At 41.8% G+C, this 19,677-nt stretch carries 19 protein-coding genes; 9 read left to right on the forward strand and 10 right to left on the reverse strand.

The window, feature by feature from the left end; translation table 11 throughout:
- Window positions 1-5 precede the first annotated feature (5 nt).
- The 7 genes from rpmF to ACVW2L_RS16090 form a co-directional block, all read right to left on the reverse strand.
- Window positions 6-197 (reverse strand): 50S ribosomal protein L32, encoded by a 192-nt coding sequence (gene rpmF / locus ACVW2L_RS16060; RefSeq protein WP_294796132.1) that lies wholly within the window; start codon window positions 195-197, stop codon window positions 6-8.
- 9 nt (window positions 198-206) lie between these two features.
- Window positions 207-731 (reverse strand): YceD family protein, encoded by a 525-nt coding sequence (locus tag ACVW2L_RS16065; protein ID WP_457128971.1) that lies wholly within the window; start codon window positions 729-731, stop codon window positions 207-209.
- A gap of 100 nt (window positions 732-831) precedes the next feature.
- Complete coding sequence (locus ACVW2L_RS16070; RefSeq protein WP_457128972.1) at window positions 832-1,818, reverse strand: MBOAT family protein; 987 nt, start codon at window positions 1,816-1,818, stop codon at window positions 832-834.
- A complete protein-coding gene (locus ACVW2L_RS16075) occupies window positions 1,815-2,258 on the reverse strand; it encodes a hypothetical protein (RefSeq protein ID WP_457128973.1) in 444 nt (147 codons plus the stop codon). Before ACVW2L_RS16075 ends, ACVW2L_RS16070 begins: the two co-directional genes overlap by 4 nt.
- Before the next feature lie 62 nt (window positions 2,259-2,320).
- The gene (locus ACVW2L_RS16080) at window positions 2,321-3,502 is read right to left on the reverse strand and encodes a DUF5009 domain-containing protein (RefSeq protein ID WP_457128974.1); all 1,182 of its coding nucleotides are present in this window, start codon (window positions 3,500-3,502) and stop codon (window positions 2,321-2,323) included.
- 107 nt (window positions 3,503-3,609) lie between these two features.
- Window positions 3,610-4,794 carry a heparan-alpha-glucosaminide N-acetyltransferase domain-containing protein gene (locus tag ACVW2L_RS16085; protein ID WP_457128975.1) on the reverse strand — a complete coding sequence of 395 codons (1,185 nt, stop codon included), beginning with the start codon at window positions 4,792-4,794 and terminating at the stop codon, window positions 3,610-3,612.
- Window positions 4,795-4,970: 176 nt separating this feature from the next.
- The gene (locus ACVW2L_RS16090; RefSeq protein WP_457128976.1) at window positions 4,971-5,651 is read right to left on the reverse strand and encodes a YdcF family protein; all 681 of its coding nucleotides are present in this window, start codon (window positions 5,649-5,651) and stop codon (window positions 4,971-4,973) included.
- Between the two features lie 239 nt (window positions 5,652-5,890).
- Here ACVW2L_RS16090 and ACVW2L_RS16095 point away from each other — a divergent pair, with 239 nt between their 5' ends.
- Window positions 5,891-6,484 carry a cupin domain-containing protein gene (locus tag ACVW2L_RS16095; protein WP_457128977.1) on the forward strand — a complete coding sequence of 198 codons (594 nt, stop codon included), beginning with the start codon at window positions 5,891-5,893 and terminating at the stop codon, window positions 6,482-6,484.
- Window positions 6,485-6,487: 3 nt separating this feature from the next.
- Here the strand turns inward: ACVW2L_RS16095 and ACVW2L_RS16100 are convergent, their stop codons facing one another.
- Window positions 6,488-7,699: a hypothetical protein gene (locus ACVW2L_RS16100; RefSeq protein WP_457128978.1), complete on the reverse strand. Its 1,212-nt coding sequence runs from the start codon at window positions 7,697-7,699 to the stop codon at window positions 6,488-6,490.
- Window positions 7,700-8,125: 426 nt separating this feature from the next.
- On the opposite strand from ACVW2L_RS16100, the gene ACVW2L_RS16105 reads away from it, so the two are divergent.
- The gene (locus ACVW2L_RS16105) at window positions 8,126-8,350 is read left to right on the forward strand and encodes a hypothetical protein (protein WP_457128979.1); all 225 of its coding nucleotides are present in this window, start codon (window positions 8,126-8,128) and stop codon (window positions 8,348-8,350) included.
- A gap of 658 nt (window positions 8,351-9,008) precedes the next feature.
- Window positions 9,009-9,842: a reverse transcriptase family protein gene (locus ACVW2L_RS16110; RefSeq protein ID WP_457128980.1), complete on the forward strand. Its 834-nt coding sequence runs from the start codon at window positions 9,009-9,011 to the stop codon at window positions 9,840-9,842.
- Window positions 9,843-9,950: 108 nt separating this feature from the next.
- Here ACVW2L_RS16110 and bla read toward each other — a convergent pair whose 3' ends face one another.
- Both bla and ACVW2L_RS16120 read right to left on the reverse strand, forming a co-directional pair.
- Window positions 9,951-10,826 (reverse strand): subclass B3 metallo-beta-lactamase, encoded by an 876-nt coding sequence (gene bla, locus ACVW2L_RS16115; protein ID WP_457128981.1) that lies wholly within the window; start codon window positions 10,824-10,826, stop codon window positions 9,951-9,953.
- A gap of 49 nt (window positions 10,827-10,875) precedes the next feature.
- Window positions 10,876-11,883, reverse strand: a complete 1,008-nt coding sequence (locus tag ACVW2L_RS16120) for an SMP-30/gluconolactonase/LRE family protein (protein WP_457128982.1) — start codon at window positions 11,881-11,883, stop codon at window positions 10,876-10,878.
- 136 nt (window positions 11,884-12,019) lie between these two features.
- On the opposite strand from ACVW2L_RS16120, the gene ACVW2L_RS16125 reads away from it, so the two are divergent.
- The 6 genes from ACVW2L_RS16125 (at window position 12,020) to ACVW2L_RS16150 (ending at window position 19,624) form a co-directional block, all read left to right on the forward strand.
- On the forward strand, window positions 12,020-12,406 hold the full coding sequence (locus ACVW2L_RS16125; protein WP_457128983.1) for a hypothetical protein: 387 nt from the start codon (window positions 12,020-12,022) through the stop codon (window positions 12,404-12,406).
- A gap of 104 nt (window positions 12,407-12,510) precedes the next feature.
- Window positions 12,511-16,863, forward strand: a complete 4,353-nt coding sequence (locus ACVW2L_RS16130; protein WP_457128984.1) for a CusA/CzcA family heavy metal efflux RND transporter — start codon at window positions 12,511-12,513, stop codon at window positions 16,861-16,863.
- A 2-nt stretch (window positions 16,864-16,865) separates the two neighbouring features.
- The gene (locus ACVW2L_RS16135) at window positions 16,866-17,999 is read left to right on the forward strand and encodes an efflux RND transporter periplasmic adaptor subunit (RefSeq protein WP_457128985.1); all 1,134 of its coding nucleotides are present in this window, start codon (window positions 16,866-16,868) and stop codon (window positions 17,997-17,999) included.
- 125 nt (window positions 18,000-18,124) lie between these two features.
- Window positions 18,125-18,721: a YceI family protein gene (locus ACVW2L_RS16140; protein ID WP_457128986.1), complete on the forward strand. Its 597-nt coding sequence runs from the start codon at window positions 18,125-18,127 to the stop codon at window positions 18,719-18,721.
- A 137-nt stretch (window positions 18,722-18,858) separates the two neighbouring features.
- Window positions 18,859-19,311: an SRPBCC family protein gene (locus ACVW2L_RS16145; protein ID WP_457128987.1), complete on the forward strand. Its 453-nt coding sequence runs from the start codon at window positions 18,859-18,861 to the stop codon at window positions 19,309-19,311.
- A complete protein-coding gene (locus ACVW2L_RS16150) occupies window positions 19,292-19,624 on the forward strand; it encodes an ArsR/SmtB family transcription factor (RefSeq protein ID WP_457128988.1) in 333 nt (110 codons plus the stop codon). The genes ACVW2L_RS16145 and ACVW2L_RS16150 overlap by 20 nt, the downstream gene beginning before the upstream one ends.
- Window positions 19,625-19,677 lie beyond the last annotated feature (53 nt).

The following is a 19,677-nucleotide window of genomic DNA, read 5'->3' on the forward strand; positions in this document are numbered from 1 at the left end:
GGAAATTAAGCTACTGCAGTTTTTTCTATCAGCAATTTGCCGTTGTAGTATACGTTACCATCAACAGTATAAGCTCTGTGCGATAAATGCACTGCGCCAGTTGTTTTGCAAGTAGTTAATGTTGGAGCGACAGCTTTATCATGAGTTCTACGCTTGTCTCTTCTTGATTTGGATATTTTACGTTTTGGATGTGGCATAACTTCCTGTTATTTATTTAATTTTTTGAGTGCTTCCCATCGTGGGTCCGGACTCTCATTTTGTTCATTACCTGCCGATAAGTTATTTAGCTTATCAAGCATATCTTTATCACAATACGGGGTGTTACCCTCGTCGTCACAAACCGTTACAAACGGCACTGCAACATTTATGTATTCATAGATCAGGCCCGCAAGCGCAATCTCGTGTTCGTTTTTACTCAACGTGATGATATCTTCATCATCTCCCAGCTCTTCAACGCTAAACTTAGCTATCTGCTGCTCCTGCACATCAATAACCTGCGGATATTGTGACAGGCATTTATCGCAAGTAGCGCCGATGGTTCCAACAATATGAAAATTCAGGATCAGCATTGTTTCCTGCTTTTCCAATTCTATCTCACATTTCAGGTCGGCCGTTTTTACCAGCGAGTACTCAAACTCGGTAAAAAAAGCGTCATCAACAGCATACTCAAACTTATGCTTTCCTAAAGCCAGACCGGTATACGGGATGGAATATTTTTTAAGCGATTTCAATGAGCAACAATTAGCCTGCAAATGTAGATAAAAATAATAATACAGAAAAACGTTTTTTTAAAATGCTTTCGGGCGCAAAAACAGGGTAATTGCCGCTTAGCTAAGGGGCAGTATTCAGTATTGGATTTAGATTTGCCAACGGCCGTACAATTTGCTCAATAAAAGCGTCAGGGAACAAAAAGCGGATAGGAACTATCAACCAAAACAATAGCCACAGTTTTGCTAAAAGCTTGTTTTTGCTTAGGGCGATGTTTTGTTCTTCCATTTTTTTCTCCGCCACTACAGCTATCCCCTGAATAATAAAATAAATGGTTGGCCCGCCGAAGCCGGCGTTTACCGGCAATGTAATTGCTATCTCGTGCAACAAACCGGAAAGTAAAAATGAAACAAGCACGGCAGTTGTGTTACCAATTTTTGTTTTGAATGGCCTTAAAACGGCAATAGAAAGCATTTCAATGAAAGCCAGGTTCCAGCGTCGTCCCCAAAATTCAGCCAGACTATTTGATTTAGCTGGCTGCCTGAACAGCAGATAGGTATCGGCCCCAAAAAACCGCCATAAGCCGGCAGAAACAGTTAATATGCCAAAATGCAAAATCAAGCTTAAACCAACCAGCAATAAGCCATTTGTTATAATCTGCGTGTTCCCGGCCAGATCTGTTGTAAGATGGGCCAATGTTATTAATAACAAGCCTATCAATATGCGAATAACACCTTGATTTATCAGCAGCCCGCCGCCTGGCAGGTTTTTGCTGAACACGGTTTCGAAGGCTTTTGGTTGCATACCCGCCCAGCCTGCCGTAAATGCCAACCACTGAAAAAAACTCAGCTTAAATGGTTTATTGCGGTAACTTTCTGCAACCACAACCATTTTCATAGCGGTAAAGGTTGTAATAATTATAGCCAGCATCTTTATTACCGGATGCTCCAGCCGAAAAACCAGCCACATAGCAGAAACACACAGTACAAGGCAAAGCCATCCTACCCATGCTAAGTTTCGTTTTGCTACTGGATACCCTATCAGCAATAAAAAAAAATAAACAAGGGCCAGGTAAAACAAATTAATCACCGTTGCAGGATAGTGACTCATTGCAGAAAAGCATTAAACATAAAAGCGTAGCTATATACAACGCTCAGCGCCACAAAAACCAAAACCAGCAAAAACTCGCCCGCCAGGTAAAACCCGCCTTGCGGAAAAGCTGCTCTGTCAAAATAAAAAAATTGAATGATAAGGCGTGAGATCCAGTAAACACCTATAAAACCATTTATCAATACTGCCAACCGGGAACCATTGGCAAGTTCATGGTAACAGAAAACAGATAATAAACCGAAACAAATGTTAATGACCAGAATGTATGCCGCATAGGTCCAAAACATTTGTTGTATCAACTTAGTAGTGTTGAGTAAGCTGCCCCGCCAGTTGAGTAATTTAGGGATTGCAAGACTACCAAGGGCCAGTATTAGCTGCGCCAGGCCAGCCAGTTGGATCAGTCGATGAATGTTCACAAGGGCTATTACTTCCGCTTTCATAAACAAATATAAAAACAATATTAAACTTTCAGAAATTATTGAAAATAAAAATATATTCGCTTTTATATTTTAAGCCGGATCCTGATCTTTAATAGCATCGCCGTTGCCCAAACCGTCAGTAAGGCAAAAACAACACCCCTAACTACACCCCCGGCACCGCTTTTTACCAGATCCGGGTAATCAAAGTCGGTGGTTTCAAACCAGGAATAAAACATATCTGGTAACATAAAACAGGTAAGTGTGGCAATTCCTGCCGCTTCAATGGGCTTTACCCAGTTGTATTTTTTATTTACATCAACAATAAAAACAAACAGCAAATAACACCATAAACAAAGGCATGTACAAACCAAAACCCAGGCCGGTGTTTCAAGTGCTTTTGACATGCCCCCGGTACTGTTGCGCAAGGCAAGGCCAATTATTGCAAGTAACAAACCTGCCGCTGGTACAATAAACCAAAACAGGCGCATATTACCATTGCTTAACACAATACGGTAAAAAACGGCTACAACAACACCCGCCATTGCGAAAGCTTGCATGGCCCCATTGCCCGCTATCCATACGTATGGATAAAACGGATCCAGAAAATCCGCAAGTCCTATCTTAGAAAAAATGTTGAACAATACAAAGAATAGCCAGACAGCAACCTGGATCCAAAGCCTTCCCGCCGAGTAGCAATATATCAAAGCGCTAAAAAGGTAAGCCCAGCCTATTAAACCTAAAATACCCCACCATGTAAAATGGAGCCATATATTTTCAGGATCCGCACTTTTATATATCACTGCCAAAAACACTAACAATACCACGCCCAAACCTTGTAGCGCATATTTTACCCAAGCGCGTTTTAGCCAACTGTAATCAAGAAATATAAAAAACATGCTGATTATGGCAAGGTACTGCCACGTGCCACGCTGTATTAGTGTGTTCTCTTCATCGTAAGTTTCCAGGTTGGTAAAAAGGAAGCCCCAGAACATAAGTACAGCGGAGCGCTTAATTATATGCAATGGCAAATTACTGCTTTTTGCTGAACGGTTTTGAAGTGCAAATGGAATAGATAGACCCACAATGAACAAAAACGCAGGGAAGATGATGTCTGCTAAGCCAAGGCCATCAACATCATCTGCAACGTGATGCATCCACTGTGGTGTATTCGGAATATCCTCAATATCATTCACAAATATCATCAGGACCATAATAACCGCCCTAAATGCATCTATTGAACGTACGCGTGGTAAAGTTGCAGTCATGGGTTTTTACGTTTGATCGGCCTGTATTCCAACCGTTTTACAAGATCGAAAAATACCATAAAAAACCTCAAATTAAGCAATGATTTGTTAAGGTGCCCGGCACGCTGTTATATCTTAAGCCGGATATTTATCCGTTGCAATAAGCCTGTAAACCCGATCATTGCTAAAGCAAACAAAATGCACTTTATCAGCCCACCTGTACCCTGACTCAATAACTGCGGGTATTCTATATTCATCATTTCGTACATAGGATAAAACAGCCCCGGCACTATATAGGCCGTGAAAGTGGCAACCCCGGCCGGTTCAATAGGTTTAAACCAGTGATACTTCTTTTTAAAATCAACAACAAAAATAAATACGGCATATACAACCAGACTTATGCCCGTACATATTAAAACCCAAGCCGGGGTATCGCGTATTTTTGAGATGCCGCCGCTTACGAATCTTATAATAAAGCCCAGGTTGAATAGGATCACTGCCATTAACAGCATACCAATCCAAAGTAGTTTTAGCTCATTACGCTCGGCAAGGCGCATATATAAAACGGCCACAAATACGCCTGCCATGGTAAAGGCTTGCATAGCGCCATTGCCGGCTATCCAGACATAATCTTTCAAGGGGTTTAAAAATTCAAACCAGCCAAAGTGAAAATCAATATTGAAGAACATAAAGAACAGCCAGGCCGCGGCCTGGATCCACAACTGCCCATCGGAATAATAGTAGATAAGCGCGCAAACCAGGTAGGCCCAGCCTATTAATCCCAATATGCCCCACCAAGTAAAATGCAGCCAGGGGTGGGCAGGGTCGGTGCTTTTATATGCCCAGGATAACACCAACAACAATAACAACCCGATGCCACGCAGGGTGTACCTGTGCCATGCTGGTTTGGTCTCGTCATAATCTAAGAAAATGAAAAATATGCTGAGCGTTCCCAGGCTTTCCCACACGGGACGGGGAAGTAGCGCGGCTTCTTCATTATAAGTTTCTACATTGGTGAAGAAAACACCGATAAATATCATAGCGGCCGATCGCGTAATAATTCGCCACGGGATACGGTAATAGCCTTGATTTAACCGGTTTTGAAAAGCGAAGGGGATGGACAGCCCCACTATGAACAAAAAAGCGGGAAATATGGTGTCGGCAAGTCCGAGTGCATCGGCGCTTTCGTGCGCGTGTTGTATCCATTGTGGGGTATTAGGCATCCCGTCAATATCATTCACAAATATCATCAGGAACATGGTAACGGCACGAAATGCATCAATTGACCGAACCCGGTGCAATGTTGTATTCATAAGCGTAAATAATGTTTTTCAGGGGTGAAATGTTTTATTGAAACGCCTTTTTTAAAAAAATCATATAAAAAAGTTCTCTTATATGGCAGAAACACCCTTAGATTATATAGATGGGAGGGGAAATTAAGTTGTAAGCCAGGGATTTAGCTATCAATACGTGGGGTATTAAAATGCCGTCATTTAGAAAAGTAATTCACTACGTAGCCAACTACTTCCTTCAAATAAAACTCCCAGCTGGAAAGCACATCTGCCTGTGGAACTACGTCGGTCAGTTTAAGGTGCCTGTTATCAGTTAAATAATTACATGGATACGGCACTGCGTCAATTCCCTTTTTCCTGCAGATCATTAGTGACCTACGCATGTGGAATGCAGATGTAACCAGTAAATATGGCGGCTTTAATTTATGCGCGAGCAATACCTTTTTTGAAAACTCCAGGTTCTCTATGGTATTACGAGAGTTACCTTCTGTAAGGATCAAACTATCTGCAATACCCAGTTTTTGTAATTGCAGCTTTGCCCACGGCGCCTCACGATAGGCGCCCGGAACTAACTCGCCGTTACCTCCGCTTATCAATATGTGCCCGGCTTTACCTGTAGTTAAAAGCAAGGTAGCTGTTATGAACCTGTCGGAAGCGCGATTAAACTGCCCGCCCCCGTTAACGCCTGCACCAGAAAATCCGCCCAAAACTATTACACCCGAATATTTTACGCTGTCCGTTTTTATGGATCCTGGTTTAACATCCCATAAGCGGGTAAATCCTTTAAATAACAAAGGGACGCTAAAAACATACACCAATATTAAGCCTGCAAATATGTAGCGCCGGCTACTAGTTTTATTAAGTTTAAAAATCGCCATTATCAACAGAGCCAAAACCCAATTGAGCGGAATGAGTAAAAACAATAGAAGTTTAGAAAGAATGAAGTACATTTTAGCGGTAGGCCAACGGTAAATATAAATTTTATACTGATACGCTTGAGGTGATTTAAACGTAAATATATTATATATTTGTTGCAACACGATTATCCCTTACCCCCGAAGGTATTTTTCCGCAACAAAATGCTTTTTGCTTTAAATATTGATTGCATCCTTTAAAAATGAATTTACAGGATTATATAAACAGCGGCGTATTAGAACAATATTGTTTGGGCCTGCTGGATAGCGACGAAGCTAACCAGGTTGTAAGCTATTGTTTAAAATATCCGGCCTTGCGGGACGAGTTGAACAACATTGAGGCTGCCATTGAAAAAATGGCAATAGAAAAAGCTAAAGATCCTCCGCCCCCACTTAAAGACAAAATTTTTGCCCGTCTTGGCTTTGCCGGCAATCAGGTGCTTGACATTAACAACCTGCCACCAACAGATGCTTACTCTAATTACTTAAGCTGGCTGCAAGCAGTGGAGCACCTGCTGCCAACCGAACCTTTTGAAGGTTTGAATATACAGGTGCTGCAGCAAAATGATAAAATTGCCCAAATGCTGGTGGTTGCCAAGGTTGACGTTCCCGACGAATCTCATAATAATTACGCCGAAAGCTTTTTTATTTTACAGGGACAGTGTCAATGTACAATAGATGGCAAAGAGGTGTTTTTAAATGCGGGCGATTTCCTGGAGATACCCTTACATGCCGAGCACGACATCAAAATGCTTACCCCGACGGTTACCGCTATACTTCAATACAGGTTTGTATAACGCCTATAAACCCTGCACCCTGGGCACATACTGATAAACCACTTTGTAAGGCTCATTCTTTAATTTTGCTGACAACTGTCCTATACCAAGGTCCTCTTTTTGTGGGGTTGGTTCGCAAACAGAATAGGCTACGCCTTTATACATTATTGGCGTACCCACAGGTTTATCAAATTGTATAGCAATCGTAATGTGAGTAGGGTATAAAAGCGCAATCATGGGCAGATTATACACCTCTTTAACCAAATAGAAAAACAGCGCGGCACGGTCGTCGCAATCACTGTATTTGGCAAACAGGGTTTCCTCGGGGGCAAGGCGCTTTTCCCTGCCAAAATTATCTTCATCATTTTCGTACAAAAAGGCGTAGCGGGTAAATCGCATCAGGTAATCAATCCCTTTTTTCTGGCTCATTTTCTTGGTGTTCTGTTTAAGTGTCGGAATTAGCGAACCGTAGGTTTCCTTGCTCAGTGGGATGTTGAAGTAACTGGCAAAATCAACTATAGGGTAGTTGTTAAAAATGGCGTCTACCTCTTTGCTCAGTTTTATGTTGAAATAGTACACCTTATGCTTATAGGTAAACTGCAGCTCCTTGTCAAAATACTCGGCAGGGCGCAGATCGGGCATTTTATCTATTTTATAGGAGAAAGCATTTTCCGCCCCGGGCACGGCAATGTTAACCGGTATGGGCGCGTCTTCATTCAAATTTACGCGGGCGTAATCATGCCAGTTAAGGCAAACATACTTTTTGCCCTCCACCATAAAGAACGGCAGGTCCTCTACATCCTCGCGATTATAAACGTAAAATATCACCTTATCGTGGGTAAGTGCCAGGCGGGCATCGTAACCTGACTTAGTAAGCAGAAACCATTTGTATAAAGTGTAACGGCTATAGTTATCAGCTTTAGGGCTTAACAGCTGCGCTGTTTTGCGGATCAGCTGATAATAAAGCCAATCGTTTAGTTGATAGCGTTTTTTGAACGACAGTAATGAATCAACCAGCGGGCGATAGTTGCCTGCATTTAAATCAGCATAAAAAGACCTTACTGTTAGCTGGGTTAGCCGTTGCGGAACATCAACCAAAAGATCGGCGCTAATTTCGCTGTTAAAGGTACCCTCGTAAAACTCAAAGCACAGCCTCCTGTCATTACTTTGGCCATAAACGTAGGGAAAAGTAATGATCAGCAACAACACCAAAAGCTTGCCCGCACGCCCGATCATCTTTGTTTAAAATTGATTGTAGAATTAAACTTACACATAATAACAATAGCTTGTATATTATCATTTTAACGTTTTGGTAATATTTATTTAATATTAAATTAACGCAGATACGTTTCACAGATATATATAACATAATAGAAACGTTTGAAACGCTATTTTTTATAAAGGAATAGATATTAGGCACTTGCATTTTAATGGTGAAACACAATGAAACTACTTTAAAGTCAGTGAACTTAGCTGCAATAAACAGCTAATTAGTTGGTTATTAAACGATTGAAAAACGGCGACATTTAAAAAACGAATGAAACGCTTTTGCGCTAATAAAGCATCTTCTTTAGGCGACGGGTGAATAGCAAAATAGGTCAAATCAAACAACCATTTGTAATTGCTGTTATTAAATCATCAAATAAACGCTTACGATTACACATGGAAACCTACGATTATAACATATCTCTTAATGGCAAACAATTCCCGGTTCGGATTTCTGAGCACGTGGAGGGCGATAAAACGCTATATGATATCCAATTTGAGGACCGCACTATTACCGTTTACAAAGACACCCTGTATCTTTGGACGAGCGATAATCCACAGGAGTTAAGCAAGGAAGATATTCAAAGCCTGGGTGAGCAGATAATAAATCCCACTGATTAGTTTACCCAGACTTTTCTATGCCTTTGTTTCCGCAGGATTCTCATAAATTATCTTGCAGACCGCAATTCTAACTAATAAATTCCATTCTTGTTTATGACATTGTTATGCAGGTAATCATTTCTGACGTAGAAAATTTAACGGCGTAATTATCCTTCACATCAAAGGATGGCTAAAACACATTTTCTTGTAGCAGGAGGCTGTTAATAACTAATAATTATCAACAATGTGATGCATTTATAGGATATAAAATATATTCGTATCAGTTCTTTGCAAATTCGTTTTTCCGTTATACCTTTTTTAATTAATGCCTTTGATGGTATCTCGCTGCCTGCGGCAGGCAGCGAGAAATAATGATTTATCCCGGGTCTGAGTTCTTGATTTGCCAAGTTGACGGGTGTGATTTACTGCGGCCGGAATAACCCGGAATTAACCCTCATAAATCATGAAAAAACGAAAGCATTTTCGAAAAAAATTGCAAAAACTGTATGCAAAGAATTGCAAACAACTATCAAGAACGGAAAAGTGGATTTTGATAGCCTTGATCATCAAACTTAGCACGAAGAGGACATTTAACAATATCTTAACGTTATTATTACTACTAAAAATGGTGCTCTGCGTTAACATTCCTCTTTTCTAGACCCGGTTCATTTTGTTAAATATGCCTTTACAATCAGATTTAAAGTTGTCAAATCAGTTCATTCATAAATTGTCCGCCTGTCCGGAGAAATTTTATGCAAGGAAAGAACAGCCTAAAATGAAATTTGGCAGGATGCAGTTGGATGAAAATGGCGAGCCCAGGATAAGAGTCACCCTTGCTCCAAATCCAATTTTAAAACTTAAACAACGAGAAATAAACACCCGTTTGCAGGTTTTGGAGCTACCGAAGTGCATGTACGGTGCAGTAAAGTTTAAAAATAATATACTAAATGCACTCGAGCATATTGAATCAAATTACTTTTTTACAATTGATTTGAAGGACTTTTTTACCAATATAAGTAAGTGCCAGATCTTTTGCGCGCTATGCGACCATGGCATTTTATTAGAGGACGCCAGAATAATTACTAAAATGTGCACTTTAAATCAATGTTTACCGCAAGGCGCGCCAACATCAAGTACGCTAGCAAACATTGCATTTGCGTATACAGCTGGGCTATTAGAAAAAATTTGTGCTAAAAGAAATATAATTTTTACTGCATTTGTAGATGATCTAACTTTTTCATCTAAACATGATTTTACATCTAGTAAGAGCGAAATACTACACATACTTTTGGTAAACGGGTTCTTTCCGAATTATAATAAAATCCATTATAGACATAGAGCTTGTGAGATCACCGGCTTGATTGTTAAAAACAGGAAGCTGTACTTAGAAAAAAACATGCTTAAGAAAGCTAACAGCCTTGGAATGCAAGCCTATCTAAATAATATCGATAAATATTCTCTTGCCCGTAAAGTGAATTCTTCGCCAATAGAGGCTCGTCTGCGAGATAACTAAGGGGGCGGGGACGAGCGATAAGCCAAAGGAGTTAAGCAAGGAAAATATTCAAAGCCAGGATGAGCAAACCATAAATCCAGCGGATTAGGTTGATATCGCCTGTAAACGCTACTGCTTTATCTTCCTCTGATAAGCCGCATCAAACCCGGCTATAATGGCATCAAAGCCCGCGCGGTCTGCAAATGCGGAGGGGTTATACGGGTCATCGGGTTTGCGCTTGCTGTGCATTTTCATTTGATCAGCATGCGATGCCAGCCAAAGGTCGAATGTCTGCGCTTTCAAGGATGCTAAAGTGTGGGCGTAGTCGGCAGATATATTAGGATAACCCGGCACTGCCGTAAAAGGTTCGTTAGCAATAATGGTAGGCATATTGGCAATAAACACCTTCCAGGTTTTGGTTTCATCCTTAACATTCAATAAAAAGCTGTTTGCTCCCTTGCTGTGTCCATAGCTATTTACAATAGTGATCTCCATACCACCCAATTTAACTTTATCGCCATCCTTTAACAAAACATCGGGCTTCACCGGTGCAAAACTTGGGAACTCGCCGCCGTAGGCATAGTCAGTCACGCCACCATCTGCCAGTACGCTGGCATCGGCTTCGTTGATCATCATTTTGGCGCCGGTTAGCTTTTTAATTTCGGCCATAGCGCCTACGTGGTCATAATGCGCATGGGTAGTAAGCAATATTTTGGTGTCTTCTAACTTAAAGCCAAGGGCCTCAATATTGGCTTTTATAATGGGCGTTGAAGCCGCCAAGCCGGTGTTGATCAAAATATTTCCATTCGGCGTTACTATCAGGTAACAGGCCAGATCATACGTTCCTACGTAATAGAGATTGCCTACAATGCGGAAAGGCTTATATAATTTTACCCAGTTGGGCGTGAGCGTCGCCCGCTCCTTTACTACTTGTGCCGATGTAAAAAGACTTATGCAGCACAGGCTAATGAGAAGTATTGTTTTTTTAAGGGAAGATATTACCATAGTTTAATTTTATAAGCGCGCCTTTGGGCAATCTGCCAGTGACAAGACCTTACCTTAACGCAATCTTTATTACCCTGTGATTATTGGTAACATACATTGTTTTCTGATCGGCAGAGAAACTGCAGTTTGACGCCAGATCATCCACCTCTATTTTACCTAATAATTTACCGGCGCTGTTTAGTACAAATATGCCGCCCGGGCCGGTAGCGTATACGTTGCCTTGCCTGTCTATCTTTAAACCATCGGGTACGCCGTTATAGGTATCCTTAGGCATTTGGGCGGTGTAAAAGGTTTTTTTGTTGATCAGCAATCCGTTTTTATCCAGGTCGTAAACATACCAATCTGGTTTAAGCGGATCTGAATTGGCTATCAGCACTCTTTTTTTACCCGGGAAAAATGCCAGGCCGTTAGGTCGGGTGATATCTTTTGTAAGCAGCGTAACCTTACCGTCTTTTTTTGCTATGCGGTAAACGCCCTGATAAGGGGCTTCTTTCAACGGATCATCAACGTTTTTCTCAAGGCCATACGGAGGATCAGTAAAATAAATATCGCCGTTTGGTAAAAAATCCAGGTCATTAGGGCTGTCAAACTTTAAGCCATTGTAGTTGGCGGCTAAGGCTTTATATTTTGGTTTAGGCTTGTCAAATGGCGCATCCATTATAACCACCTCGCGGTTACCATCCTGGCAAATTACCAGCTTTCCATCGGGGCTTAAACCCAGTCCGTTTGAGCCAAGTTCACCGCCACGAGGTGTTTTTCCGGTATAGCCGGACGGATCGAGATAAACTTCTTTACCTTTTTCTTTTGTCCACTTGTATATTTTATTCGTTTTAACGTCAGAGAAGAGCAGCATTTTATGGCTTTCTATCCATACCGGCCCTTCGCACCAAACAAAGCCTTCTGCAATGATTTCGGCTTTGGCGGTTTTGCTTACCAACTTGTTAAAAGCCGGGTCAATAGTCTTTACGGTAATTAATGGTTTTTGGCTTTGAGCTTGGGTTGAAGAGCCGGCAAGCGCTATAACTAAAGCAGCAAATGCAAATTTGCAGAAATTCATAAGATTGATTTATATTGGTTTACAGCACTAAGGTAATAATTTGTTTAAAATAGTGCTGTAACTATTTAGTGTCGCTTTGTACAAATCTTACATTTATTCGCCGTTATTCATTAACGTTATTTAACTTTAGGGTCAATTGAAAAAATTTACAGCCATATTAATTTTAACAGCCTATTTGTTTTCAACAACCGAGTTACATCAGTTGTTAAAGCTTCCCGTTGTTTTTCAGCATTATTATGAGCACAAGCAACTGAACAAAGATATTTCCTTTCTCGGCTTTCTTGACATGCATTATATGCATGGCAGCCCTCTCTCTAATGATTATGCCGAGGACATGCAACTTCCGTTTAAAACAATTGATAAATGCCTTAGCGCCGGCATGGCGGTAATTGTTCCGCAGAACATCAATATAGCTGTACACCAGCCTGTTAAGCTTAAAAAGAGGCAGCGGTTTATTATGCAGGATGAATTTATGCCTTCATCTTACCTTTCCCGCATCTGGCAGCCGCCTAAAGCTTGCTGATCATTTTCCTATTCAAATTTTAATTAACCATTGCTGTAGTTTGGCCTTTGCCGTGCTATACGGCGGTTTCTTGAATTGTAATTTTATTTTAACATCATATTTTTATGTTAGATCATATAATAGCTTTTTCTGTAAAGAACAAGCTTATTGTAGGGCTGTTTACTATTGCCCTGATAAGTTATGGCCTTTACCAGTTTACGCGGCTTCCTATTGATGCCGTACCCGATATTACTGATAACCAGGTACAGGTAATAACCGTTGCACCATCATTTGGCGCTACGGATATTGAACGCCTGGTTACTTACCCTATAGAGCAGGCCAACAGCAATATTCCCGGCATTAAAGAGATCAGGAGTTTTTCCCGCTTTGGGCTATCATTAGTTACCATTGTTTTTGATGACGCTACTGATGTTTACTGGGCCCGCCAGCAGGTGGCCGAGCGTTTACAGCAGGTACAAACGCAGATACCCACAGGCATTGGTACACCGGTGTTAGGCCCTGTAAGCACCGGCTTGGGAGAAATTTACCAATATGTGGTAAAACCCCAAAAAGGCTTTGAGGATAAGTACGACGAAACAGAGCTGCGAACCATACAGGATTGGATAGTGCGTAGGCAGCTGCTTGGTGTTAAAGGCGTTGCGGAAGTAAGCAGCTTTGGCGGCAAGCTTAAACAATATTCTATTGAGGTTGATCCCGGCAAACTGCTGTCGCATAATATTACTATTACTGATGTTTTTAATGCGCTTGAAAATAACAACCAAAATACGGGTGGCGCTTACATTGAAAAGGGGCCAACGGTGCTATATATCCGCAGCGAAGGTTTGATGGGGAATATAAACGATATTAACAACACGGTTATCCGCAACAACGGCGATGGAAGCCCTTTGTTTATTAAGGATGTGGCAGATGTTAAAACAGGTTACGCCACCCGCTACGGTGCCATGTGTTATAATGATGAAGGCGAAGTTGCCGGCGCTGTTGTGATGATGCTTAAGGGCGCCAACAGCAGCGAGGTGATAAAAAACGTTAAAGAGCGCATTGCCCAGATCCAAAAAACACTTCCGGAGGGTGTGGTTGTTGAGCCATTTTTAGATCGTACCAAAATGGTTAACAACGCCATAAGTACCGTTGAACGTAATTTATTAGAAGGCGCGCTGATAGTAGTGTTGGTACTGGTATTATTCCTTGGCAATTTAAAGGCGGGCTTGCTGGTTTCGTCGGTTATACCGCTGGCTATGCTGTTCGCTATTATTATGATGAACATATTTGGCGTTAGCGGCAACCTGATGAGCCTGGGCGCGCTTGATTTTGGTTTGATAGTAGACGGGGCGGTAATTATTGTTGAGGCGGTGATGCACCGCCTGAGCCATAGTAAACAATTTAGCAAGGCCGACGGCATTGACCAATCCACCATGGACCGCGAGGTAAAAGAATCGGCGGGCAAGATGATGAACAGCGCTGTATTTGCACAGATAATTATCCTGGTGGTTTACCTGCCCATCTTTGCGTTGGAGGGTATAGAAGGCAAAATGTTTAAGCCTATGGCGCAAACGGTGGCATTTGCTTTATTGGGAGCATTTATTTTATCGCTCACCTATATACCGATGATGAGTTCGGTCTTTCTCAGCAAAAGAATAAAGCATGCACCCAATTTCTCAGAAAGACTGATGGAAAAGGTAACGCGATCATACCGCAGTACGTTAGAACGGGTAATTGATTTCCCTAAAGCCTTGTTATTAGTGGTTATTGGATTGTTTATAGTCTCTGTTTTTGTGCTGACCACTTTAGGCGGTGAGTTTATACCCGCCCTTGAGGAAGGCGATTTTGCGGTTGATACCCGCGTGCTTACAGGTAGCAACCTTAACACTACCATTGCCAATACCCAAAAGGCGGCGCATATTTTAAAAACACAGTTCCCCGAGGTGGAAAAGGTGGTAACCAAAATTGGTAGTGGCGAAGTACCAACAGACCCCATGCCTATGGAGGCCAGCGATATGATGGTTATTTTAAAACCTAAAGCCGAATGGACATCCGCCAAAACTTTTGATGATCTGGCAGAAAAAATGGGGGTTGCCCTACAGGCGGTGCCGGGCATAACCGCGGGCTTTCAGTTCCCGGTGCAGATGCGTTTTAACGAGCTGATGACAGGCGCGCGCCAGGATGTAGTGTGTAAAATATTTGGCGAGGACCTTGATACCCTGGCTGCTTATGCCGGCAAACTGGGGCGGGTGGTTAATACGGTTGACGGTGCACAAAACCTGTATGTTGAGGCCGTTGCCGGTTTACCACAGGTAATAATTAACTATAACCGCAATGCCATTGCGCAGTATGGGCTTAACATAGTTGAAATAAACAAAGTGGTAAATACCGCGTTGGCCGGACAAAGTACCGGTACTTTGTTTGAGGGTGAAAAACGCTTTGAGATAGTTGTCCGCATAAGCGGCAATCAAAAAAAGGATCTGAAAGACATACAAAACCTGCTGATCCCAACGCCGCAGGGAACGCAAATACCTTTATATCAACTGGCCGACGTGCAAATAAAAGATGGCCCCAACCAGATACAGCGCGAGGATGCTAAACGGCGAATAATTGTTGGCTTTAATGTGCGTGGCCGCGATGTTGAAACCATTGTGAATGAATTACAGGCAAAGGTTGATAAACAGCTAAAACTCCCCGCAGGCTATTACGTAACTTACGGCGGCGCTTTTGAAAACCTGAATGCCGCTAAACAACGCCTTACAGTAGCGGTGCCGGTTTCCCTTGTACTCATTTTTCTGTTGTTGTATTTCGCATTCAATTCTGTAAAACAGGGTTTGCTTATTTATTCGGCTATCCCGTTATCGGCCATTGGTGGCATTTTGTTTATGGCGCTACGGGGCATGCCTTTCAGCATTAGCGCGGGTGTTGGTTTTATTGCGCTGTTTGGCGTGGCGGTGCTTAATGGCATTGTGCTGATATCTGAATTTAACAACATAAAAAAACAAGGAATTACTGATATGAAAACCATAGTACTAACCGGAACAGCATTAAGATTACGGCCGGTTTTAATGACCGCTTTTGTTGCATCATTAGGATTTTTACCTATGGCGCTAAGTAATGGTGCGGGCGCCGAGGTGCAGCGCCCACTGGCTACCGTTGTAATAGGCGGCCTTTTGATCGCTACTTTTTTAACTTTATTTGTTTTGCCGGTGTTGTATATAATCAGCGAAAAGGGGTTGAAGAATACCATAAGCAAGCGAGTGGTAATAATAATTGGCTTTTGCATTTTAACAGGAATCATGCAAAAAGCTAACGCACAGCAGCCCATTACGCTTAGGGCTGCTGTAGACACCGCTTTAAAGAATAACCTGCGCGTTAAGCAGGATCAGCTAAAAGCCAAATATCAGCAGGCGCTTATCGGCACATCTGCAGCCATACCACAGGCAAATGCCTTCGGCGAATTTGGGCAGTTTAACAGCAGTTACACCGATACCAAGTTTGGCATCTCACAATCGTTCAGCTTCCCAACTGTTTACAGCAGGCAAAAAGAGTTTTTAAAACAGGATTGGAAAAGCAGTGTGCTTAACATTGCGGTGCAGGAAGCTTTATTAAAACGACAGGTAACACAGGTGTTTTACTCAATATTGCTTTTAGACCAAAAGCGGCAATTATTGCTATATACGGATAGTCTTTACCGCAATTTTTATAAAAAGGCAGCATTAAGACTGGAAAAAGGCGAGGCCAATATACTGGAGAAAACAAGCGCTGAGATATTGTTGGGGCAGATAGAACAACAGCTTAATCCGTTAAAACAGGATTCGGCGGTTTTACAATTGCAGTTTCAATTACTGTTAAATTCAAGAATTGTATTTACACCTGCGCCCGGGGCGTTTAAACCGGGCACAGTTGTTATGGCCGATACAACGGCTATAAAGCAGCATCCCCAATTGATGTTATCGGCACAGCAATTACAAACAGCCGATGCCGCCGTAGCGCTGGAAAAGAGCAAGCTTCTGCCAGACCTGACTATCGGTTACAACAATACCAGCATACGGGGTACCGGTGCCGATAATGTATTTTACAAAGGCTCCACGCGTTTCAATTCGGTACAGATAGGTGTGGGAGTGCCCATTTTCGCAGGATCGCAAAAAGCACGGATAAAAAGCGCGAAGCTGAATAAGCAAATGGCCGAAGGCAATTATGCAGCCGATGTTCAAAATATAAATGCAGCATATAGCGAAGCCATGCTGCAACAGGAAAAATATGCAAAGGCGCTAAAGTATTTTGAGGATCAGGCGCTAAAAAACGCGGCTTTAATAACTACTACAGCAAATAAGCAGTTGGCGGCAGGTAATATCAATTACCTGGAGTGGGTGCAGCTTATTAACCAGGCCACTGCAGTAAAAAGCGAATACATAAACACGATAAATAGCCTTGTAGAGGCAACTATTCAAGTTAACTATTTCAATAGCAAATAACCATGAAACCTATTATATTTTTAGCAAGCCTTGTATTATTTCTATCTGCCTGCGGCGATAAAAAAACAGCAACCGAAGACGCCGCCCCGGCAAACAACAGCAATATAGTAACCCTCACCGATGAGCAATTTAAGAATGCCGCCATTACAACCGGCAAAATTGAGCAGAAAGACATATCATCCGTTTTAAAACTTAACGGGCAAATTGATGTGCCGCCGCAAAATATGGTTTCTATAAGCGTACCCTTGGGCGGCTATTTAAAATCGACCACAATGCTGCCCGGCATGCACGTAAATAAGGGCGATGCAATTGCCGTGGTAGAGGATCAGCAATACATACAACTACAGCAAGACTATTTAACTGCAAAGGCACGCATTAGTTACCTCGAGAATGAATACAAGCGCCAAAAGGATCTTAACCAGAGCCGCGCTGCAAGCGACAAGGTTTTTCAACAGGCCGAAGCAGATTATCACACCCAATTGGTATTGATCACGTCGCTGGCGCAAAAGTTACAGTTAGCAGGCATCAATGTGCGCAGCATCAGCGAATCCAGCATCGCGCGCAGCGTAAATATTTATTCGCCAATTAGTGGGTTTGTATCTAAGGTAAATGTAAATATAGGTAAGTACGTATCGCCAACCGAGGTGCTTTTTGAGCTTGTTAATCCTACAGATATACATCTGGCACTTAAAGTTTATGAAAAGGATCTGGATAAGCTTTACATAGGGCAGAAAGTGATTTCGTACACGAACAATAATCCTGAAAAGAAACATGAAGGCGAGATATTGCTGATCGGCCGCGACCTGTCTACCGATCGTAATACAGAGGTGCATTGCCACTTTGAAGATTATGACAAAACCCTGGTACCGGGTACTTATATGAATGCCGAAGTGCAGGTTAAAAATGCAAAAGCAGCCGCTATACCAACCGATGCCCTGGTAGAGTTTGAAGGCAAGCAGTACCTATACAGGGTTGTTGGTAAAAACAGTTACGAAATGACTGAAGTAAATACCGGCGAAAGCGAAAATGGATACACAGAAATTATAAACCCGGCAAACCGGTTAAAAAGTGCTCAGTTCGTTATCAAAGGCGCATATTCCTTATTAATGATGATGAAAAATAAAGCTGATGAATAGCTGAGGCAACCTTAATTAAACTATCAGCGTATCCAATTGTCAAAAAGGTGCAATTAAAACAAATATATGTTTAAACATCTAATATATAAGTCTATATTTGATGCATAATCATAAAAAAAACAAAAATGAAAAAGATATCACTCTTAACAATTGGTCTGGCGGTAACGGCGTTATTAGCATTCAGAGCAGCAAAAACAGAAACTTACAAAATAGATACTCAGAAGAGTAATATTGAGTGGACTGGTAAAAAAGTATTAGGTCAGCACAATGGCGAGATCAAATTGGCTTCAGGAACTATTGTTACAGAGGACAATGTTCCGGCTAAAGGTAGCTTCGCAATTAACATGGCTTCTATTAGCAATAAAGATCTTACAGATGAGGATTCAAAAGGTAAATTGTTGGGCCACTTAAAATCTGACGATTTCTTTGGTGTAACAAAATTCCCTGAAGCTCAATTTGTAACTACCAAAATTACCAAAGCGGGCAATGGCAGCGTTTTGATAACAGGTAATCTTACTATAAAAGGTTTAACCAATACTATCTCTTTCCCTGCCACTTATGCAGTAACCGGCAATACCTTAACAGCTAAAGCTGTAAACGTAAAGGTTGACCGCACTAAGCACAACATTAAATACAATTCAAAAAGCTTTTTTGATGCCCTTGGCGACAAAGCTATTGATGATGAGTTTATATTAAACATTAGCCTGGTAGCTACAAAATAATTATAATACCTATCGAAAAACAGGGCCTCCGGATGATTATCCGGAGGTTTTTTTGTTTAAAAGCTACGCAATTTTAAAATACATTTGCGTAACCCGTAAGTTACCCATATATTTGCGTAACCCATAAGTTACGTATTATGACACAAGTTATTAAACACCAGTATTTTTTCCCTCATCCTGTTGAAATGGTTTGGGCGTATTTAACAACCTCTGAGCTGATGACGCAATGGCTCATGAAAAATGATTTTCAACCTGTTATAGGGCACGATTTTCAATTCAAAACAGGCCCCATAACGAGCCTTGATTTTGACGGGATTTTTTACTGTCAAGTATTGGAGATAGAGCCGCAAAAAAAGCTCTCCTACTCATGGAACTGTGGACCCGGCGAGGGCAAGATCACCCTCGAATCTGTAGTGACCTGGGATTTGCAGTCAAAAGAAAATGGTACCGAAGTTTTCTTAGATCATCGCGGTTTTGAGAAAGCAGAAAACCTAAATTTCTATAATGGCCTGATGCACGGCTGGCTGGAGAAATTCACCAAAATTGATGCTCTTTTAAACGCTGCACAACATGGCCATACCAACGCTTGATATTTTCCAGGTGATAGGCGACCCGAGCAGGCGCAAAATGCTGATGCTGCTATCGCAGGATAGCCTGACGATTAATAACCTTGCTGATAACTTTGATATGAGCCGGCCCGCAGTGTCAAAGCATGTTAAAATACTGCAAACCGCCGGCTTCATAGCCATTGAGGATATCGGTCGAGAGCGTTATTGCAGCTTAAAAAAGGATGGCTTTGAAGAGCTACAGGCCTGGCTTACCTACTTCGATCAGTTCTGGGCATCCAAACTGAAGAATTTGGAAAGCCTGATGAATAAACATAATGATGGTACGCGCCACTAAATACAATAAAGCTCGTTTCGCTTTTTGAAGCGAGCTTTGTTGTATTTATATTG

The organism is Mucilaginibacter sp. HD30 (assembly GCF_054061755.1).

Coding starts and splice junctions, on each gene's coding strand:
- ACVW2L_RS16135 (WP_457128985.1), top strand. CDS start 16,866: ATGAAACCTATTATATTTTTAGCAAGCCTTGTATTATTTCTATCTGCC.
- ACVW2L_RS16075 (WP_457128973.1), bottom strand. CDS start 2,258: ATGAAAGCGGAAGTAATAGCCCTTGTGAACATTCATCGACTGATCCAA.
- ACVW2L_RS16070 (WP_457128972.1), bottom strand. CDS start 1,818: ATGAGTCACTATCCTGCAACGGTGATTAATTTGTTTTACCTGGCCCTT.
- bla (WP_457128981.1), bottom strand. CDS start 10,826: ATGGTAATATCTTCCCTTAAAAAAACAATACTTCTCATTAGCCTGTGC.
- ACVW2L_RS16140 (WP_457128986.1), top strand. CDS start 18,125: ATGAAAAAGATATCACTCTTAACAATTGGTCTGGCGGTAACGGCGTTA.
- ACVW2L_RS16080 (WP_457128974.1), bottom strand. CDS start 3,502: ATGACTGCAACTTTACCACGCGTACGTTCAATAGATGCATTTAGGGCG.
- ACVW2L_RS16110 (WP_457128980.1), top strand. CDS start 9,009: ATGCCTTTACAATCAGATTTAAAGTTGTCAAATCAGTTCATTCATAAA.
- ACVW2L_RS16085 (WP_457128975.1), bottom strand. CDS start 4,794: ATGAATACAACATTGCACCGGGTTCGGTCAATTGATGCATTTCGTGCC.
- ACVW2L_RS16095 (WP_457128977.1), top strand. CDS start 5,891: ATGAATTTACAGGATTATATAAACAGCGGCGTATTAGAACAATATTGT.
- ACVW2L_RS16090 (WP_457128976.1), bottom strand. CDS start 5,651: ATGGCGATTTTTAAACTTAATAAAACTAGTAGCCGGCGCTACATATTT.
- ACVW2L_RS16100 (WP_457128978.1), bottom strand. CDS start 7,699: ATGATCGGGCGTGCGGGCAAGCTTTTGGTGTTGTTGCTGATCATTACT.
- rpmF (WP_294796132.1), bottom strand. CDS start 197: ATGCCACATCCAAAACGTAAAATATCCAAATCAAGAAGAGACAAGCGT.
- ACVW2L_RS16120 (WP_457128982.1), bottom strand. CDS start 11,883: ATGAATTTCTGCAAATTTGCATTTGCTGCTTTAGTTATAGCGCTTGCC.
- ACVW2L_RS16105 (WP_457128979.1), top strand. CDS start 8,126: ATGGAAACCTACGATTATAACATATCTCTTAATGGCAAACAATTCCCG.
- ACVW2L_RS16145 (WP_457128987.1), top strand. CDS start 18,859: ATGACACAAGTTATTAAACACCAGTATTTTTTCCCTCATCCTGTTGAA.
- ACVW2L_RS16130 (WP_457128984.1), top strand. CDS start 12,511: ATGTTAGATCATATAATAGCTTTTTCTGTAAAGAACAAGCTTATTGTA.
- ACVW2L_RS16150 (WP_457128988.1), top strand. CDS start 19,292: ATGGCCATACCAACGCTTGATATTTTCCAGGTGATAGGCGACCCGAGC.